Consider the following 16,995-nt stretch of genomic DNA (forward strand, 5'->3'; position numbering starts at 1 on the left):
ACGCTGCGTAGTTCCGCGAAGTTCGGGTTACTGATTGCCAACCGGCAGCCAGTAGCCCGTTTCTTTTTAGAACGATGGCCGCCATTCGAGCATGGCGTGTGCATAGCGGATAAAGTGGAGCCTCCGCGTTCAACCATTCGTTCGCAATGGCCTCCATGAAGCACACCGCGCGCACTTCCCGCATCGCCGTCAAGACCGCTCTCGTTTCATTGCTCGCGTTGCCGGCGCTCTGTCAGGCTTTTGGAATCGAAGGCCCGCTCGACTGCCATTCCAACGCGCATGATTTCATCGCGCCGCTCCTGGAAACCAATCTCATCGAAACCAAGCCCATGCGCGTCGAGCCGAATTCGATCAACGCGTTCCGGCCGGTCAAGGGTGTGAATCTCACGGCTTACGGATTCAAGATTTACGCGGTGGTGGGATACCAGAAGAACGATCCGATCTTCAAGGAAGGCAAGGGCGACCCGATTGGCGATTCATCCTACGGTGCAGTCGTCTGGGGCGGCGACGACGAAGTGCTGAAGAAGGTGCGCGATGCGGGCAGCGACGCGGTCGTGCACCACGTCGCGCCCTTCATCACGGCGATTTTTTGCAAGCGTTCCTAGCGCAGCAATTCCGCGACCGACGAAAGCAGGCGCTGCATGTCGTTGGAATCCAGCGCGCCCATCGTCGAGATACGGAACAGTTCCTTCGACAAGCCGCCCTGCCCTGCGTAGATGACGAAACCTTTCGCCTTCAACGCGTCGTGCAGCTTCTCGTAATTCACGCCAGCAGGCAGGCGATACGCCCGCAATACCACCGACGACTCCTGCGCCGGCAACGCGCTCTCGATGCCGAGCGCAGCCAAACCCGCGCGCACCTGCTCGGCGAGCGTCGCGTAACGCCGATGCCGCGCGCGCCAGCCGCCTTCTTCCTCGAACTCGCGGAGTGCTTCGACGAGGGCGTAATACGCATGCACCGATGGCGTGAACGGCGTATTGCGCTCGTCCTGCAGTTTGGCCAGACGCGCGATGCCAAGGTAGTACGTGCGGCTCGCGGCGTTCTGCAAGGCATCGCGCCGCGCGATGACGAACGCCGCGCCCGGCACGCCGTGCAGGCATTTGTTGGCTGTCGCCGCCACCGCGACGATGCCGCCGCCGTCGAAGTCGATCGCCTCGGCGCCGAAGCTGCTGACGGCATCGACGAGCAACCCGATGCCGCGTTCGGCGCACGCGCGTGACAGCGTGTCGAGCGGGTTCAGGCGCCCCGTCGTGGTCTCGTGATGGATGATCGCGACATGCGAGAAGCCATCGAGACGCGCGATGATCGCATCGGTATCCGGCGCCTGCATCCACTCGTATTTCACGACTTCATGGTCGATGCGGTACTGCTTCGCGATCTGCGCGATGCGCTCGCCATACACGCCGTTCTCGACGATCAGAAGCCGCCCGCCTTCCGGCACGATGCCCGCAATCATGCTCTCGACGGCCGCCGTGCCCGAGCCGGTCATCAACACGGCGCTCCACTTCGCGGGATCGAGTTCGTAAGCGGCGACGAGACGCTTGCGCGCTTCGTCCTGAAGGTCGAAGAACTCCGGCTCGCGATGGCACAAGTCGGTCTGTAAAAGGCTCTTGCGCACGCGTTCGGACAGCGTGACGGGACCAGGATTGAGCAGTAGCATCAGCGGTCTCCAATGTGTCGTTGCAGACGCGCGCGCACGTCTTCGGGCGTGATCTTAGGACGCGGCAAGTCGCCCGGCGTGCCGGCGCGAATCGACAGCCGGGCAAAGCGCGCGCCATTCACGTCGCGCGCTTGCAGCAGGCGGTCGATCACGCCGATGTCGTCGCCATCGAGCGCGAGCGCGTAGCCGCAGGCGGAAGCGATCGACGCGAAATCGACACCGCGCGAAACCGTCGCCTGACCGCCGGTGGATTCGTGTGCGCCGTTGTCAAGCAGCAAGTGCACGAGGTTCGGCGGCCCGTAAGCGCCGAGCGTGGCGAACACGCCCATGCGCATGAGCGCGGCGCCGTCGCCGTCGAGCGCGACCACGGTCAGGTCCGGGCGCGACAGCGCGAGGCCGAGCGCCATCGGCGTGACGCAGCCCATTGAGCCGACGAGATAGAGCTGGTTCGCGCGGTCATCGATTGCATAGAGTTCGCGGCCGCAAAATCCCGTCGATGCCAGCACGACCGTTTCGCCGGCAGGCGTGTTCGCGATCACGCGTTCGAGCGCCGCATGACGCGTCACGCGCTCGCCTTCGAAGCGCTGCACGGCGGCAGGCGCGGCGTTCGACTTGACGCCCGACAAGCCGGTCTTCTTGAGCTCGAAAGGCGCGACGCTGCCCTTTTGCATGACGAGCGCATACGGGCGGCCCGTCTTGTCCATATACGCCGTCGCGCGGTCGAGCGCCGGACCGATGGCTTCGCTTTCCGTCGGAAACAGTTCCCACGGAATCTCCATCGTTTCGAGCATCTGCGGCGTCACGGGACCCATGAGCGCGTGTTGCGGCTCATCGGCGACGCCTGGCTGGCCGCGCCACGTCACGATCAGCAACAGCGGCAGGCGAAACGTCCACGTGAGCGACGTCAGGGGACTCACCGCATTGCCCAAGCCGGAGTTCTGCATCATGGCGATGCCGCGACGTTTGCCCGCGCCGCCGAGCGCGACGCCCGCGATCAGCGCGACGGCGTCGCCTTCATTCGCCGCCGAGACGTAATGCAGCGAGTCGTCCTGCAGCACGTAGTTGATGAACGGCGTGAGATACGAGCAAGGCACGCCCGCGTACCAGTCGAAGCCACGCGCGCGCGCCGCTTCGACGAACCCGGCAGCTTCAATCACGCTCGTTCTCCGTGCCGACCGGCATTTGACCGTGCGCGAAATCGCCGGCGCGACGGAAGTCGTCGAGGTCGTTCACGCCACGCCAGTGGCCGTGCACGTATTGCACTTCGACCTTCTTGCCCGCCGCGACCAGTGCATTGAGCAGCGCGGCCATGTCGAGCTTGTCGAAGTCAGCGCGTTGCTGCAATTGCTTGAGCGTGGTTTGCAATGCTTCTCGCGCGTTGGCGCGCACGTTGATGAGGCCGATCCAGCGGCCTTGCGGTGCGCGGCCATCGGTCAGATTCTGGCCCGCGCCGACCACGCTTTGCAGCCAGACTTTCTGGCCGAAGAGCGAACGGTCGTCGGCGTGCGAGCAATACGCGAAGTCGGTGCCGCTCGCGCCCGCTTGCGGCGCCTGCGACGAATCCACCACCACGCAGAAGTCGCTATCCGATTCCACCAGATCGCGCAGGATATAGCTGCGGAACAAAAGATCGCCGTACGAAAGCACGGTGTCGCCGCTCATATGCTTCACCGCACACGCGAGCGATGCCAGCTCGCCCGTCGTCTCGTGCTCCGCGTTGACGACGAGACGGATACCGGACGCATCGATCGCATCGGCGCGATAACCGCCGACCACCGTGATGTCGTTGATGCCTTCCTTTTTGAACGCTTCGGCCAGATGGCGCAAGAGCGGCTTGCCCGCGACCGGCAGCATGACTTTCGGACGCTCGGCGGTCAGCGCTTCGAGGCCCGCGCCGCGGCTTGCCGCCAGCACCACGGCGCTGCGTTGCGCGTTGGCCGAACTCAGATAGATGTTCTCGGCGGCCGAGTATTCGTCGGCGTCCTGCAGACGGAAAATTTCGTTGACCGACGCAATCCGGTCTTCCACGTTGATGAGCGTCTCGCTATCGTGGATTTCCTTCGCGATGGCCTGCATGGCCGAGACCGCGCCGCGAATCAGATGGTTCGCCCAGATCACCGTGCTGATGCCCGCCTGACGGAAGACGTCGGTCGGCGTGCTGTAGTACTTCGTCGGCACGATGACGAGCGGCCCGCGCCCGGCCCATTCGCGCGCGAAGGTCAGGATTTCGTCGGGCTTCGAGAGCTTGCTGTGAATCAGGATGGCGTCCGCGCCCGCCTGGCGATACGCCTCGGCGCGCTTCAACGCTTCTTCCATGCCCCAGCCCGCGATCAGCGCTTCCACGCGCGCGACGATGGAGAAGTTCGGGTCGCTCTGCGAGTCCTTGCCGGCTTTGATCTTGCCGCAGAATTCGTCGATATCGGCGAGCGGCTGCGCTTCGCCGTTGATGAAGCTGTTGGTCTTCGGAAACTGCTTGTCTTCGATACACACGCCCGCGATGCCACGCTGCTCCAGCTTCTTGACGAGCCGGCGCACGTTGTTGAAGTTGCCGTAGCCGGTGTCGCCGTCGAGGAGAATGGGCAAGTCGCTGGCGTCGGCCATGAATTCGAGGTTGTCGACGACCTGCGTCCAGCTTGCTTCGTTGTTGTCGCGCACGCCGAACTGCGCGGAGATCGACAGGCCCGAGCCCCAAATCGCCTTGAAGCCCGCTTCCTTGGCGATGCGCGCGGAAATGCCGTTGTGCGCCTCCATCAGGAATTCGAGGCGATTGCTTTGCAGCATCTCGCGCAGGCGCAGCGTGCGCGAAAAACCGACGGGGAGTTGCGAGGGTGCGTTCATTTCAGGGCTCCGGCAAACTGACTGAGGGCGTTCAATTGCGGCAGCACGTCGAGAGCCGCGCGCGTCACGTCGTTTTGAAAGTCGATTTCGATCCACGGTGCGCCGGTGACATCGGCGATATCGAACGCGTGGCGCTTTTCCAGCAACAGGTCGCGCACCGCTTCTTCATGCGGCAAGTTCGCACGCCCGGTTCCCACGTAATCCGCGACGATTTCGGCCAGGCGCTGCGCCGTCTTCTGATCGAAGCGAAAGAATCCCACCGATTCGCCGATCGTGTCGTAATCCAAGCCCGCCGCCACTTGCTTGCGCAGTTCGACCGGCACGCCGTGCGCCACGCACAGCTTCACCGGCTCGTCGCCGGCTTCGAAGTCGCGGTCGATCAAAAGACGGTTCGCCGAGCCGCCCGCCACCAGCGGCGCGAGAATGCGTTCGTCGTAGAGCACGTCGGCATCCATCAGGAGGACATCGCCGCCGCGCGTCATGGCGTCGCGCGCGGTATGCACGGAGAGCACGCTGCCAAGCGAGAAGTCGGCGTTGATCACCGTTTCCGTCTTGGGCTTCCAGTCGATGCCCGCCAGTTCCGCTTCGATCTGTTCGTGCTTGAAGCCCGTCACGAAGACGACTTCATCGACACCGGCTGCCTTCAGCAAGTGCAGATGGCGCTCAAGGAGCGACGCGTCGCCGAAACGCAAGAGACACTTCGGCTTTTGCTGGCCTTCGGGCTGCACGAGGCGCAAGCCCATCCCGGCCGCAAGGATAATTGCGCGCATGGTGTGATTCCCTTCGAGGGTGGTTCAGTCGATTTCCGGCACACGCGCGAGACGGCGGCGCTGCCAGCCTTTTTCAACGAAATGCAGATAGACGATGCCCGGCACGCCAAGCAGCAACTCGCGCGCACGTTTCACAAGCGACAGCGCGAGCGCCGCTTCGGGCGGCAGGCCGACCAGACGTGCGAGCAGCAGATAGCCGCCTTCCTGCACGCCGAGCGAACCGGGAATGGCGAACGCCGCGCCGCGAATGGCCTGGCCGAGACTTTCGAGCAGCAGCGCTTCGGTCCAGCCGACCGGGTGGCCGAGCAGACTCAGCGCGAGCCACACTTCGCCCGTGCCGACCACCCAGCCGACGAGGCTCAGGCCGAAGCTCGCCGCCACCTTGCCGCGTTCGCGATACATCTCGTGGACGGCGGTATCGACCGCTTCGGCGCGTGTGACGAGCGAAGACCAGTCGTGCTTCTTCGAGAAGCGCGCCGCGATGCCGGAGGCGAAGCGCATGGCGCGACCGAAAAGACCGCGACGCTGCGCCAGATAGAAGCCGAGAATCATCGCGCCGATCACGCCGATGACCGCAAGCACCGCGATCCGTACGGTGGAAGCGGAGCCGCCCGTCGCGTAACCGGTGAGGAGCACGACGCCGACCAGCGCGAAAAGCAATTGCGCGACCGTTTGCATGGTCGTGCTGACGGTAATGACCGCGGCGGCGTCGCGGGCGCGCATGCCGCGCTGCGTGAGATAGCGGACCATGAGCATCGGTCCGCCGATCTGCCCGGCGGGCATCAGGCTATTGACCGATTCACCCGTCCAGCGCGCGAGCAAGGCATCGCGCAAGGAGACGTCGCGTTCCTTGTTCGAGAAGAGACTGCTGATAGCGATTGCATCGATGAAAAGCGGCACGAAATGGAACGCCGCGACGGCGACGAGTCCCCAGCCCGCCGCGGCGAGCGTCGAGGCCACGGAGCCGAAGCCTTGCCAGCCGAGCAGCGCGACGAACAGAACCACGCCGGCCGACAGCAGGAAGGTGCCAGCGCGACTCATGCGGCGCCGTTCTTGCCGCCCTTGCGGCGAAAGACCTGCTTGAAACCGAAGTACGCGATCGAATCTTTCATGTTCGAGATGAAGCGCTGAAACGGCTTCATGTTCGGGTCCGTCACGTATTCGAACGTAAGCGAGACGCGCATTTCATTTTCGCCGAGCGGCGTGATGCGATGACGCAGCTTGTCGCCGTCGAAGAAGACGAGCGCGCCCGGCGGATACTGCACCGAGCCCGGCTGATCGGGAATCTCGGGCGTGCGCGTGTGCAGTTCGTAGTCGAGACGGCAGGAGGAGTCGTCGATGACACCGAGCAACAGCGTGTAACGGCGGCCGTTGTAATACGAAGTGTCGTAGTGCCAGCCGATGTGATCGCCTGGCCGCGTATAGAAATACAGCGCGTAGGCGTGCGCGTCGTCTTCGGGCGAGAGTTGCAGTTTGTCGCCCGTCAGCGTTTCGAGCCACTCGATAAGGGCTTCCGAGCGGTACAGGTCCGCGATGAACGGCGCAAGCTTGTCGAGCGTATGACGGCTCACGCTGCCGCCCGCCTTGTGCCCCGGCAAGTAATTGCGATTCACGGCGGGCATGACATCGTGCACCGCGGCGATCAGGCGTTCGGTGTAATCGCGCGGCAGAAAGTCTTCGAGGTAGAGAAACGCGCCCTGCTTGTCGTAGTCCTGGCGCAATTGCGGCGTCGGCAGCGCCGAGATGCGCGCGGACAACGTCGTGTCGATGTCGCGCGCGCTCGGCGTGGCTTTGCTGGTCCCGTTGCTCGTTTCGTTGAGCTTGTCGTGAAGTGGGGTTGCCGTATCGCTCATCTCACCGCCTGGAAGTCCTTGCCGTTCTCGCTACGCGTTTGCGCCTGGCTCGCGCTCGAGCTCTTCGCGCGACGCTCGCGACGCATCACGCGTTGATAATCCACCGCCACGTAGATCGCGAAAAGCGGCGCGCCGATGGCCGCGGCGATCAGAAACGGCGTCATGCCGTTCAGGATGGTAATCACCGGCAGCAGGTAAAGCACGTCCTCGGTTTCGAAGCCCGCCATCGACGCCTGCTTCGTGGCGGCCTTGCCGACCGTCGACTCGATCCGCATGCGCAGGAAAAAGATCAACGCAACGGCAATGCCCGCGATGCCGCCGAGCCACTGCGCCGAAACGGGCCACGCCGGATGATGCACGCTCACGTAAAAGCCGATGCCCGCGAACAGCAGCACGGTGACGAGCGCATCGCACGCGAGGTCGTACAGGTGGCCGATCCTGCTCGACTGACCGCTGATACGCGCGAGCTCGCCGTCGGTGTGATCGACGAGATTCGACAGTGCGATCAGCAACGCGCCGAGCGTGCAAAGCCAGAACGAACCGAGCGACAAATAGTACGCGCCGCCAAGACCGATGGCGAGCCGTAGTGTCGTAAGGTGATTGGGCGTTACCGGCGTTCCGACGAGTGGCGTGACGAGACGGCGGGCAATGCGCGCGTCCCATGTCGATGGTTCGGGAACGGCTTTCGGGCTGGGCGGACACGATTTTGTCATCACGCGAATATATCGCTATTTCGCGCAAGCTGCATATATTGCGACTCATTCCGACGGCGCCGGAACCTTGTTTAGCGGGGCCGGACGCGTGTTTTGATCCATGCCCGCTCGCCGCAAACGATTGTCGCGATTCGCCCCGAAGAAAATATTTCCGATTCGTTTTGGCGGAACAGGCGCCCCGTTTCGATTCGGGCGCTTGCGGATCACTGAATGGTCGCGGGCGGCGGCGCGTTGCGCGGCGGCGGAGGCGGTGGCGCATTGGGCGGTGGGATGGGTACGCTGCGCTCGTTGCCGATGGATGCCGTGGTTTCGCCCGACATGCCGCCGTTCTTGTCGACAGGAATGGTGACCGTGCGAACCGTGCCGTTGCCGAGCGGGAAGTCGGCCAGCGCGCTGCGCGTGAGATACGGCATGGCGTGATAGAGCGACGGATCTTCCGTGGAATTGACCGCCGTCACCTTATAGACTTCACGCCCGGAAGCACGCTCGTTCATGCGAATCTGCAGCGCGTGGATATAAACCGGGAAGCTTTGATCGACGTAGCCCGTTGGGCCCCACGGGCCACCGCCGTAGCCATAGCCGCCCCAGCCGCCGCCCCATGGTCCGAAGCCCGGGCGCCCCCACGGACCGTACATCGGCCAGGGATCGTAATAGACGGGCTGGCGCACCGTCATCAAATCGCCGCGTACCGAATAATTGAGCGCCACCTTGTAGTTCGCGCTCGCTTCCGGCGCCTGACGGAACGAATACTTCGAAAGCTCCGTGGCGACGAGCGTCTCGTAAGTCGTCTGCTCGATGCTGTTCTGCTGATCGTTGTTGCGCGCGAAGGCGTAGGTACGGGTGGCGTCGCTGCCGCCGCTCCAATCCGAGAACGCGGTGACCTGCGTCTGCACGTAAGTCGTGCAGCCGGCAAGCCAGAGCACGCCAAGCGCGAGCGCCGCGCGGGCCAGCATGCGCCACGGGCCGCTGCCTTCGATCCGGGAAATCATGGTCTTCCTCGCTTCGTTCAATGTCGTTCCGGTTTGAGCCGCTCTTGTTGTGGCCGCGGACGCCTCGCTGACCGTCCGGCTTCACGATCGGCGGGCGTTCAGTACAATGGTTCGACATGCCGCGCCCGCTTTTGTGCCCGAAACCACCCGGCTCACGAGCGCGACCGCGCCGCTCAACTCACTCAAGATCTTGCCATGTCCACCACGACCGAAACGACCGCATCCACCGTGATCCGCCGCCAGGACTACACGCCACCCGCGTTCCTGATCGATTCCGTCGCGCTCGAGTTCGACCTCGTGCCCTCGCGGACCGTTGTCAGAAACAGCATGCGTCTGCATTGCAACCCGGACGCGGCGGACAACACCGCGCGGCTCGAACTGATCGGCGAGCAACTCGAATTCGTTAGCGCGACCATCGACGGCAAGCCGCATACGGACGTCCGTGTAAGCGATAACGGTCTGTCCATCGGCAATATTCCGGGCGACGTGTTCGAACTCGTCATTGAAAGCGTCTGCAATCCTGCCGCGAACACCACGCTGTCCGGGCTTTATGTGTCGAGCGGCAACTTCTTCACGCAGTGCGAGGCGGAAGGTTTCCGGCGCATCACCTATTTCCTCGACCGTCCGGACGTGATGGCAACCTACACCGTGACCCTGCGCGCCGACAAGACCGCGTATCCGGTGCTGCTCTCGAACGGCAATCTGATCGATGAAGGCGACCTGCCCGACGGCCGCCACTTCGCGGTCTGGGAAGACCCGTTCAAGAAGCCGAGTTATCTCTTCGCGCTGGTCGCCGGCAAGCTGGTGAGGATAGAAGAGCGCATTCAGTCCGGTTCGCGAGAGAAGCTGCTGCAGGTCTGGGTCGAGCCGCACGATCTCGACAAGACGCGCCACGCCATGGATTCGCTCATCCATTCCATTCGCTGGGACGAGAAGCGCTTCGGGCTGGAACTGGATCTGGACCGCTTCATGATCGTCGCGGTCAGCGACTTCAACATGGGCGCAATGGAGAACAAGGGCCTCAATATCTTCAACACGAAGTACGTGCTGGCCAATCCGGAAACCGCGACCGATATCGACTTCTCCAACATCGAAGCGGTCGTCGGACACGAGTACTTCCATAACTGGACCGGCAACCGCGTGACTTGCCGCGACTGGTTCCAGTTGAGCCTGAAAGAAGGCCTCACGGTCTTCCGCGACCAGGAATTTTCCGCCGATATGGCCGCGGGCGACGTGGATGGCGCGGCGAGCGCGGCCGCGCGCGCGACCAAGCGGATCGAGGACGTGCGCGTCTTGCGTCAGATGCAGTTCGCCGAGGACGCCGGCCCGATGGCGCATCCGGTGCGCCCGGAAAGCTACGTCGAGATCAATAATTTCTACACGATGACCGTCTACGAGAAAGGCTCGGAAGTCGTGCGGATGTATCAGACACTCTTTGGCCGCGAGGGTTTTCGCAAGGGCATGGACCTGTACTTCCAGCGCCACGACGGCCAGGCCGTGACTTGCGACGACTTCCGTCACGCCATGGCCGACGCTAATAACCGCGACCTCTCGCAATACGAGCGCTGGTACAGCCAGGCGGGCACGCCGCGCGTGTCGGTGCGCGCTTCCTACGACGCCGCCGCCAAGCGCTACACGCTGACGCTCGCGCAAGGCTACGCCGAGGGCAACGAAGCCGCGCGCACCACGCAACAAGGTCCGCTCCTGATTCCGTTCGCGGTCGGTCTGATCGGCGCGAATGGCGCGGATTTGCCGCTTCGTCTCGAAGGCGAAAAAGAGCCGAACGGCACGACGCGCGTGCTCGAATTCGCGGAGCGCGAACAGTCGTTCACTTTCGTCGCTGTGAGCGAAGCGCCGCTGCCCTCGCTGCTGCGCAATTTCTCGGCACCGGTGATCGTCGAATTCGACTACACGAACGAACAACTGGCGTTTCTGCTGGCCCACGACAGCGATCCCTTCAATCGCTGGGAAGCCGGTCAGCGGCTCGCCACGCGCGAACTGCTGGCGCTCGCAGCGCGCGCGGCCAAGGGCGAAACGCTCACGCTCGATAGCGACATCATCGCGGCATTTTCCCGCGTACTCGACGACACCACGCTCACGCCCGCTTTCCGCGAACTCGCAATGATGCTGCCATCGGAAAGCTATCTCGCCGAGCAGATGTCCGTCTCCGACCCCGCCGCCGTGCACGCGGCGCGCGTGTTCATGAGCCGCCAGCTCGCGGCAGGACTGCGCGACAAGTGGCTCGCCGCTTACGAGGCGAACCGCACGCCGGGCGAATATCGTCCGACACCGGAAGATGCGGGCAAGCGCGGCCTGAAGAACCTCGCCCTTGCCTACCTGAGCCAGCTCGACGACCCGAGCGAAGCCATCAGGCTCGCCGAGGCTCAGTACGATTCGGCCGACAACATGACGGATCGTTCGGCGGCGCTTTCCGCGCTGCTCCTGGCAAGCGCGACAGCGGGCGCCGATCCCACCGTCGCCGACACCGCGCTCGACGACTTTTATCGCCGCTTCGAGCACGAGGCGCTCGTCATCGACAAGTGGTTCGCGCTGCAGGCGACGCAGCGTGGCGGGCCGGACCGCAAGATCATCGAGATCGTGCGCCAGTTGATGCAGCATCAGGCGTTCACGCTGAAGAACCCGAATCGCGCGCGCTCGCTGATTTTCAGTTTCTGCAGCGGCAACCCGGCGCAGTTCCACGCGCCCGACGGTTCCGGCTACGCGTTCTGGGCCGAACAGGTCATCGCGCTCGATGCGCTCAATCCGCAAGTCGCCGCCCGCCTCGCGCGCGGCCTCGAATTGTGGCGCCGCTTCACGCCACAGTTGCGCGAGAAGATGCATGCGGCGTTGACCGAAGTAGCGTCGAAAGCGAAATCGCGCGATGTGCGCGAAGTCGTCGAAAAGGCGCTCGCCGCTTAATCACTGATTCATCACACTTTTTTACTGTTTAGCGGCCACTGCGTGTTGTTTAGCGCGGTGGCCGTTCTTGCTTATGTCGGGCATCAGCGGCCTCTGTCATACGGAGCGCATGGGGCAAGCGGTTAGAATCATGGGATTCGTCAAACGCTCACGGAGCCCAGCATGTCCATCTCCAGCCGCACTACGCTCACGAAATATCTGATCGAGCAGCAGCGCGAACACCAGAATCTGCCGGCCGACTTGCGTCTTCTGATCGAAGTCGTCGCGCGTGCATGCAAGCAAATCGGTTATCAGGTGAGCAAGGGCGCACTCGGCGACGCGCTCGGTACGGCCGGCAGCGAAAACGTGCAGGGCGAAGTGCAGAAGAAGCTCGACGTGCTGTCCAACGAAATTCTGCTCGAAGCCAACGAATGGGGCGGCAACCTGGCCGCGATGGCATCGGAAGAGATGGAGAAGATCTTCCCGATCCCGAATCGTTATCCGAAAGGCAACTATCTGCTGACCTTCGATCCGCTCGATGGATCGTCGAACATCGACGTGAACGTGTCGATCGGCACCATTTTTTCGGTGCTGCGCTGTCCGGACGGCGCGGAGCCAAGCGAGGAAGCGTTCATGCAGCCGGGTTCGGCGCAGGTCGCCGCGGGCTATGCGGTGTACGGCCCGCAAACCGTGCTCGTGCTCACGACCGGCAACGGCGTGAACTGCTTCACGCTGGACCGCGAGCTGGGCTCGTGGGTGCTGACGCAGAGCGACATGCGCATTCCGACCGAAACGCGCGAGTACGCGATCAACGCGTCCAACAGCCGTCACTGGTATGAGCCGGTGCAGCGGTATATCGGCGAGTTGAACGACGGCAAGGACGGCCCGCGCAAGGACGACTTCAACATGCGCTGGATCGCGTCGATGGTGGCGGATGTGCATCGCATCTTGAATCGCGGCGGCATCTTCATGTATCCCGCCGACAAGCGCACGCCGGACCGCCCGGGCAAGCTGCGTCTGATGTACGAAGCGAACCCGATGGCGCTGATCGTCGAGCAGGCTGGCGGCGCCGCGACGGATGGCGAGCAACGCATTCTGGATATCGTTCCAACGAGCCTGCACCAGCGCGTGCCGGTGTTTCTCGGCTCGAAGAGCGAGGTCGATCGCGTGACGCGTTATCACTCGGAAAAGAAAGTTTGATTCAGGGTCTTGCCAAATTGGGAAAGGAGTCTCTATAATCTCGTTTCTCTGATGCCGGAATAGCTCAGACGGTAGAGCAGCGCATTCGTAATGCGAAGGTCGGGGGTTCGATTCCTCTTTCCGGCACCAAACGTATCAAGCAAAAAGCCCAGTCAAGTTGACTGGGCTTTTTGCGTTGTGGGGTCTTCCCAATAAACGCAGGCCAACCGAGTCCATATCAGCGATCAGATGGCACCGAAACACCGCGCACACGTAACGCCATGAAAACAAGCCATACGTTGCCTCCGCCACGGTCCTCGAAACGCGCTTCATGCAAACGCCGGTCGCAGAGTCTCGAAGCGCGGCAATCAAGCAACCACAAAACTAAGTGCGTCTAAGTTTTCCGAAGCACCGCTGAGAATGGCGACCTGCTGAACGCGCCGCGAAACAAGTTCACCCGCCCTCCCCCGCGCTCGTCGCAGAACACGAGTCGCAAGCCGCGCTGACTCATCCGCTCATCGACATGAACTACCTCGGTAGACATCAGCCCATGTCCTCGACCCACGGCGACATTCGCCACGAGAGAAAACCGTATATACTGTTTTCTCCACATCAAGAGGAGAAAAAATGAGCACACCCAAAATCGATGCCCCCGCCACCAAGGCTGTCGATGCTCCCAAGAACGCCGTCGCAAAAGACGAGAAGCCGGCCACGAAGACCGCAACGAAAACCCGGTCGAAGGCTGCGGCGCCCGCATCGGGTGGAGTGAAAAAGCCCGCGAAGAAAGCGGTTGCCAAGCCCATAGCCGGCGCATCCTCGGCTCCCGCGACGAAGTCGAAAACGAAGCCGAAGACGAAGGCAACCGAAGCCAGGGAAAAGAAACCGACCGCGGGCGCCCCTGCCGATACAGCCAAACCCGCCGCGACGACCAAACCCGCAGCGAAAGCCAAGCGAGCGAAGAAAGATAAAGTCGTGCGCGACAGCTTCACCATGCCAAAAGCGGACTACGCGAAGATTGCATCGCTCAAGCAGAAGTGTCTCGACAACGGCATCCGCGTAAAGAAGAGCGAACTGCTGCGCGCCGCACTCGCCGTGCTCGACGCCGCGCCGGAAAAGCGCATCGTCGCCGCGATCAAGGCGCTCGAAACCGTCAAGACCGGCCGTCCTGCAAACGCCTGACCGCCGCTCGATCGCGAAACTCCTAACAACGTCGAAGAACGCTCCGCTGGCAGTGCAATCGCCGCTGGCAGCGTCATCGACATTGAAGACGCGCAAGGCACCTACGACGCGCATCTGCTCAATGAAACTTTTGTGTCAAGGCGCCGATTCTCTCATTCGTGTGTTTTTATGAAATCGATCACAAAAGGCCGCTTTCTTGTAATAGCATTAGCGCACGTTTCTGCCCCGTCAGCGGCTCTTCACAGCTGACGCCAAGAGCCGAAGCCATTCGACGACAAAGGTGGATGAGACATGAGCCATCACATCCAAAAGAACAAAGTGGAGTCCAATTGAAGAAGCGCGCCACTGTTATCTGTCGAAAGGGAAAACGCATTCTTCTAGTGGCACGTCGCCAATCGAAATGGGCCCTGCCAGGCGGAATCCTCAAGCGCGGGGAGCATCTCCCTGACGCCGCGCTTCGAGAACTCAAGGAGGAAACACAACTCTCCGGCAAGTCGGCCAAGTATCTCTTCGACTTCAGAGGCAAGCAAAAGCATCATCACGTCTTCTATTGCGATATCTCCGCTCGCGCCAAGCCGCGTCCGAGCAATGAAATCTCGCGATGCCGCTGGGTGAATCTCGAAGACATTCCACGGCTCATGACGAGCACGCCAACGAACGATATCGTGAAGCTCGTCAGTCATAAGCGTAAGAACGGCCGCGGAAAATAAAGCCGAACCGCGACGCGGACGAGCTCGTCAATCCCGAAAGACGTCACGCGCGTCGGCCGCACATCGACCGTGGCACTTCGCTCGGCTTATCGCGCATATCGACCGGCTCATTGGCATGGCGTCGCGTTCGTGGCCTGCAATGCCGATCTCGAGCACTGCAAGCCCTTCAACCATCGCTTCGGCTACTGGCAGGGCGACACCGTGCTGAAGGCGGCGGCGCATACGCGGGCATCGGTCTCATTTACGACCTGCATCGCGCGCGGCCAAGCTGCGAAACCGACACCTACGCGGCCCGCATCGTCCCCATACCATCTCCCCGCAGCTTGAAAATCGCCACCACGTCACGCAACGACCTCGCCTGCTCCGCCAGCGCCTGAGCCGCCGCCGATGCCTGCTCGACCAGCGCGGCGTTTTGCTGCGTCACCTCGTCCATCTGCGTGACGGCCATGTTGACCTGTTCGATGCCCGTGGTCTGTTCCTTCGACGCCGACGAAATCGCGCCGACCACATCGGTCACGCGCTCGACCGAGCCGACGATATCCGCAATGATGCTACCCGCGTCCCGCACGAGCGACGAGCCCGTCTCTACGCGGCCGGCCGACTGCTCGATCAGCTCCTTGATCTCCTTCGCGGCCGTCGCGCTGCGTTGAGCGAGCGAGCGGACTTCCGATGCCACGACCGCAAAACCGCGCCCTTCCTCGCCCGCGCGCGCCGCTTCGACGGCCGCGTTCAGCGCAAGGATGTTCGTCTGGAACGCGATGGCGTCGATCACGGCGATGATCTCGCCCACCTTGCCCGCGCTCTCGGAAATGCCGTGCATGGTCTCGACGACCTTTTCCATCATCTGGCCGCCGCGCGTGGCGGTCTGCGATGCATTCTCCGCAAGCGACGAAGCCGCGACCGCGTTATCCGCGTTCTGACGCACCGTCGCGGTGATCTCTTCCATGCTTGCCGCCGTTTCCTCGAGCGACGCCGCCTGCTCCTCGGTACGCGAAGACAGATTCAGATTGCCCGATGCGATTTCCGCGCTCGCGGTCGCCACGCCTTCCGCGTTTTGGCGCACCTTGCTCACGACCGTCGCGAGACTCGTCTGCATATGCTTGAGCGCCACCAGCAATTCGGCGATTTCGTCCTTGCCGTCGGTTTCGAACTCGTGCGAGAGATCGCCCTTCGCCACGGCGCGCGCGCAACCGAGCGCACGGACGAGCGGACCGGACACCGTGCGGCTGAAGAGATAACCGCCGATCAACGAGAGCGCCAGCACGAAGAGCATCAACGTGACGCTGATGAACGACGCTTGCCGCGCGGCGTGATCGGCGTGCGCGGACACTTCGGCGCTATCGGCGGCAATCTTCTGGGCCGCCTGTTCGAGTAGCGCGGCCGGTTCGCGGTCGACGCCCGCTACGGCGTTATCGCCAGCGGACGATTCGAAGCCCGCGGCCTTGAACGCATCGAAGCCGCGCCGGTAGCCATCGCCCATTGCGGCGTGTGCGGAAGCGAAGCGGTCGATCAAATCGCGGCTCTCGCCCGCGGGAAGCGTGTGCTTGAGTTCATCGGCCAGCTTGTGCACGGTCGCTTCGCGAGTCTGGAAAGCCGACCAGTACTTCTGCAGTTTCTCGGGGTCCTTGCCGCGCAAGAGCGTGTCTTTCCACTCCTGCACTTGCAACTTGAAGGCGACCAGCGTCGCGGACACCATGCGTTCGCTCGCGACGTTATCCGCGACCACTGTCCGATAGGTGTCGATGGATTGATTGAGGGCAAAAATACCGTATAACGCGCCCGCGAACATGAAAAAGAGCGCGGCGGCAAAAGCGAGCGGAATCTTGAGGCTGAGCTTCATCGAGAGTCTTCAATTCGAGGGTTTACGCGCAATGTGCGCCGATCGCTTTTTTATCGGCTGTCTCGCGGGAAAACTGAAGGCGATGAAACAGGGAAGGCATCACGTTGGCGTCGCTTTACGCACGGATAAAGCGCGCTTCGTCTATCCACGTCGCGGCGTTCAACGCGTTCAGACTAGCTTCGCGACGCCTTCGGTCGCTAGCCGTCCGCCGATGTTTGTAAAGGCCGCATCACCGCCAATTCGAGCTCTGAAGACGCCGGCTAAGTAGGCTCCGCTACACATTCCGCTTATCGACGGCTCGGTTGCAAGCCTGCGCACGAAGCATGGATCGCCTCCAGCATCACGATCCAATTTGGTGTGGAATAA

General features: G+C 62.6%; 14 protein-coding genes and 1 tRNA gene. 6 read left to right on the plus strand and 9 right to left on the minus strand.

What is annotated here, in order from left to right:
• Positions 1-155: 155 nt before the first annotated feature.
• The gene (locus ACYQ47_RS32125) at positions 156-605 is read left to right on the plus strand and encodes a hypothetical protein (RefSeq protein ID WP_244827392.1); all 450 of its coding nucleotides are present in this window, start codon (positions 156-158) and stop codon (positions 603-605) included.
• On the opposite strand, the gene ACYQ47_RS32130 is transcribed toward ACYQ47_RS32125, so the two are convergent.
• From ACYQ47_RS32130 to ACYQ47_RS32165, 8 genes are all read right to left on the minus strand, one after another.
• A complete protein-coding gene (locus ACYQ47_RS32130) occupies positions 602-1,660 on the minus strand; it encodes a 2-aminoethylphosphonate aminotransferase (RefSeq protein ID WP_244827391.1) in 1,059 nt (352 codons plus the stop codon). The two genes, ACYQ47_RS32125 and ACYQ47_RS32130, sit on opposite strands and share 4 nt — an antisense overlap.
• The gene (gene aepY / locus ACYQ47_RS32135; RefSeq protein WP_459908820.1) at positions 1,660-2,817 is read right to left on the minus strand and encodes a phosphonopyruvate decarboxylase; all 1,158 of its coding nucleotides are present in this window, start codon (positions 2,815-2,817) and stop codon (positions 1,660-1,662) included. The genes ACYQ47_RS32130 and aepY overlap by 1 nt, the downstream gene beginning before the upstream one ends.
• The gene (gene aepX, locus ACYQ47_RS32140) at positions 2,810-4,498 is read right to left on the minus strand and encodes a phosphoenolpyruvate mutase (RefSeq protein WP_244827389.1); all 1,689 of its coding nucleotides are present in this window, start codon (positions 4,496-4,498) and stop codon (positions 2,810-2,812) included. Before aepX ends, aepY begins: the two co-directional genes overlap by 8 nt.
• A complete protein-coding gene (locus ACYQ47_RS32145; protein WP_459908822.1) occupies positions 4,495-5,268 on the minus strand; it encodes a phosphocholine cytidylyltransferase family protein in 774 nt (257 codons plus the stop codon). The genes aepX and ACYQ47_RS32145 overlap by 4 nt, the downstream gene beginning before the upstream one ends.
• Positions 5,269-5,292: 24 nt before the next feature.
• A complete protein-coding gene (locus ACYQ47_RS32150) occupies positions 5,293-6,309 on the minus strand; it encodes a flippase-like domain-containing protein (protein WP_250492011.1) in 1,017 nt (338 codons plus the stop codon).
• On the minus strand, positions 6,306-7,121 hold the full coding sequence (locus ACYQ47_RS32155) for a HalD/BesD family halogenase (protein ID WP_309961204.1): 816 nt from the start codon (positions 7,119-7,121) through the stop codon (positions 6,306-6,308). Before ACYQ47_RS32155 ends, ACYQ47_RS32150 begins: the two co-directional genes overlap by 4 nt.
• The gene (locus ACYQ47_RS32160; protein ID WP_244827987.1) at positions 7,118-7,834 is read right to left on the minus strand and encodes a CDP-alcohol phosphatidyltransferase family protein; all 717 of its coding nucleotides are present in this window, start codon (positions 7,832-7,834) and stop codon (positions 7,118-7,120) included. The genes ACYQ47_RS32155 and ACYQ47_RS32160 overlap by 4 nt, the downstream gene beginning before the upstream one ends.
• A 203-nt stretch (positions 7,835-8,037) precedes the next feature.
• On the minus strand, positions 8,038-8,823 hold the full coding sequence (locus tag ACYQ47_RS32165; RefSeq protein ID WP_459908825.1) for a DUF4136 domain-containing protein: 786 nt from the start codon (positions 8,821-8,823) through the stop codon (positions 8,038-8,040).
• A gap of 195 nt (positions 8,824-9,018) precedes the next feature.
• Between ACYQ47_RS32165 and pepN the strand changes: the two genes are divergently transcribed.
• From pepN to ACYQ47_RS32190, 5 genes are all read left to right on the plus strand, one after another.
• Positions 9,019-11,742 carry an aminopeptidase N gene (pepN, locus tag ACYQ47_RS32170; protein ID WP_459908827.1) on the plus strand — a complete coding sequence of 908 codons (2,724 nt, stop codon included), beginning with the start codon at positions 9,019-9,021 and terminating at the stop codon, positions 11,740-11,742.
• Positions 11,743-11,904: 162 nt separating this feature from the next.
• Entirely contained in the window at positions 11,905-12,921 is a 1,017-nt protein-coding gene (locus ACYQ47_RS32175) for a class 1 fructose-bisphosphatase (RefSeq protein ID WP_244827384.1), read from the plus strand.
• 53 nt (positions 12,922-12,974) lie between these two features.
• A tRNA-Thr gene (locus ACYQ47_RS32180) sits at positions 12,975-13,050 on the plus strand.
• A gap of 477 nt (positions 13,051-13,527) precedes the next feature.
• Positions 13,528-14,079, plus strand: coding sequence for a hypothetical protein (locus ACYQ47_RS32185; RefSeq protein WP_459908829.1), 552 nt, complete (start codon positions 13,528-13,530; stop codon positions 14,077-14,079).
• Between the two features lie 329 nt (positions 14,080-14,408).
• Complete coding sequence (locus ACYQ47_RS32190) at positions 14,409-14,789, plus strand: NUDIX hydrolase (RefSeq protein ID WP_250463896.1); 381 nt, start codon at positions 14,409-14,411, stop codon at positions 14,787-14,789.
• A gap of 283 nt (positions 14,790-15,072) precedes the next feature.
• On the opposite strand, the gene ACYQ47_RS32195 is transcribed toward ACYQ47_RS32190, so the two are convergent.
• The gene (locus ACYQ47_RS32195) at positions 15,073-16,629 is read right to left on the minus strand and encodes a methyl-accepting chemotaxis protein (protein WP_459908831.1); all 1,557 of its coding nucleotides are present in this window, start codon (positions 16,627-16,629) and stop codon (positions 15,073-15,075) included.
• Between the last annotated feature and the right edge of the window lie 366 nt (positions 16,630-16,995).

It is taken from the genome of Caballeronia sp. HLA56 (assembly GCF_054655155.1).

Excerpts from the sequence above, each read along its gene's own strand:
- ACYQ47_RS32175 (WP_244827384.1), top strand. The coding sequence starts at position 11,905 with ATGTCCATCTCCAGCCGCACTACGCTCACGAAATATCTGATCGAGCAG.
- ACYQ47_RS32185 (WP_459908829.1), top strand. The coding sequence starts at position 13,528 with ATGAGCACACCCAAAATCGATGCCCCCGCCACCAAGGCTGTCGATGCT.
- pepN (WP_459908827.1), top strand. The coding sequence starts at position 9,019 with ATGTCCACCACGACCGAAACGACCGCATCCACCGTGATCCGCCGCCAG.
- ACYQ47_RS32195 (WP_459908831.1), bottom strand. The coding sequence starts at position 16,629 with ATGAAGCTCAGCCTCAAGATTCCGCTCGCTTTTGCCGCCGCGCTCTTT.
- ACYQ47_RS32160 (WP_244827987.1), bottom strand. The coding sequence starts at position 7,834 with ATGACAAAATCGTGTCCGCCCAGCCCGAAAGCCGTTCCCGAACCATCG.
- ACYQ47_RS32125 (WP_244827392.1), top strand. The coding sequence starts at position 156 with ATGAAGCACACCGCGCGCACTTCCCGCATCGCCGTCAAGACCGCTCTC.
- ACYQ47_RS32165 (WP_459908825.1), bottom strand. The coding sequence starts at position 8,823 with ATGATTTCCCGGATCGAAGGCAGCGGCCCGTGGCGCATGCTGGCCCGC.
- ACYQ47_RS32155 (WP_309961204.1), bottom strand. The coding sequence starts at position 7,121 with ATGAGCGATACGGCAACCCCACTTCACGACAAGCTCAACGAAACGAGC.
- ACYQ47_RS32130 (WP_244827391.1), bottom strand. The coding sequence starts at position 1,660 with ATGCTACTGCTCAATCCTGGTCCCGTCACGCTGTCCGAACGCGTGCGC.
- ACYQ47_RS32145 (WP_459908822.1), bottom strand. The coding sequence starts at position 5,268 with ATGCGCGCAATTATCCTTGCGGCCGGGATGGGCTTGCGCCTCGTGCAG.
- ACYQ47_RS32150 (WP_250492011.1), bottom strand. The coding sequence starts at position 6,309 with ATGAGTCGCGCTGGCACCTTCCTGCTGTCGGCCGGCGTGGTTCTGTTC.
- aepX (WP_244827389.1), bottom strand. The coding sequence starts at position 4,498 with ATGAACGCACCCTCGCAACTCCCCGTCGGTTTTTCGCGCACGCTGCGC.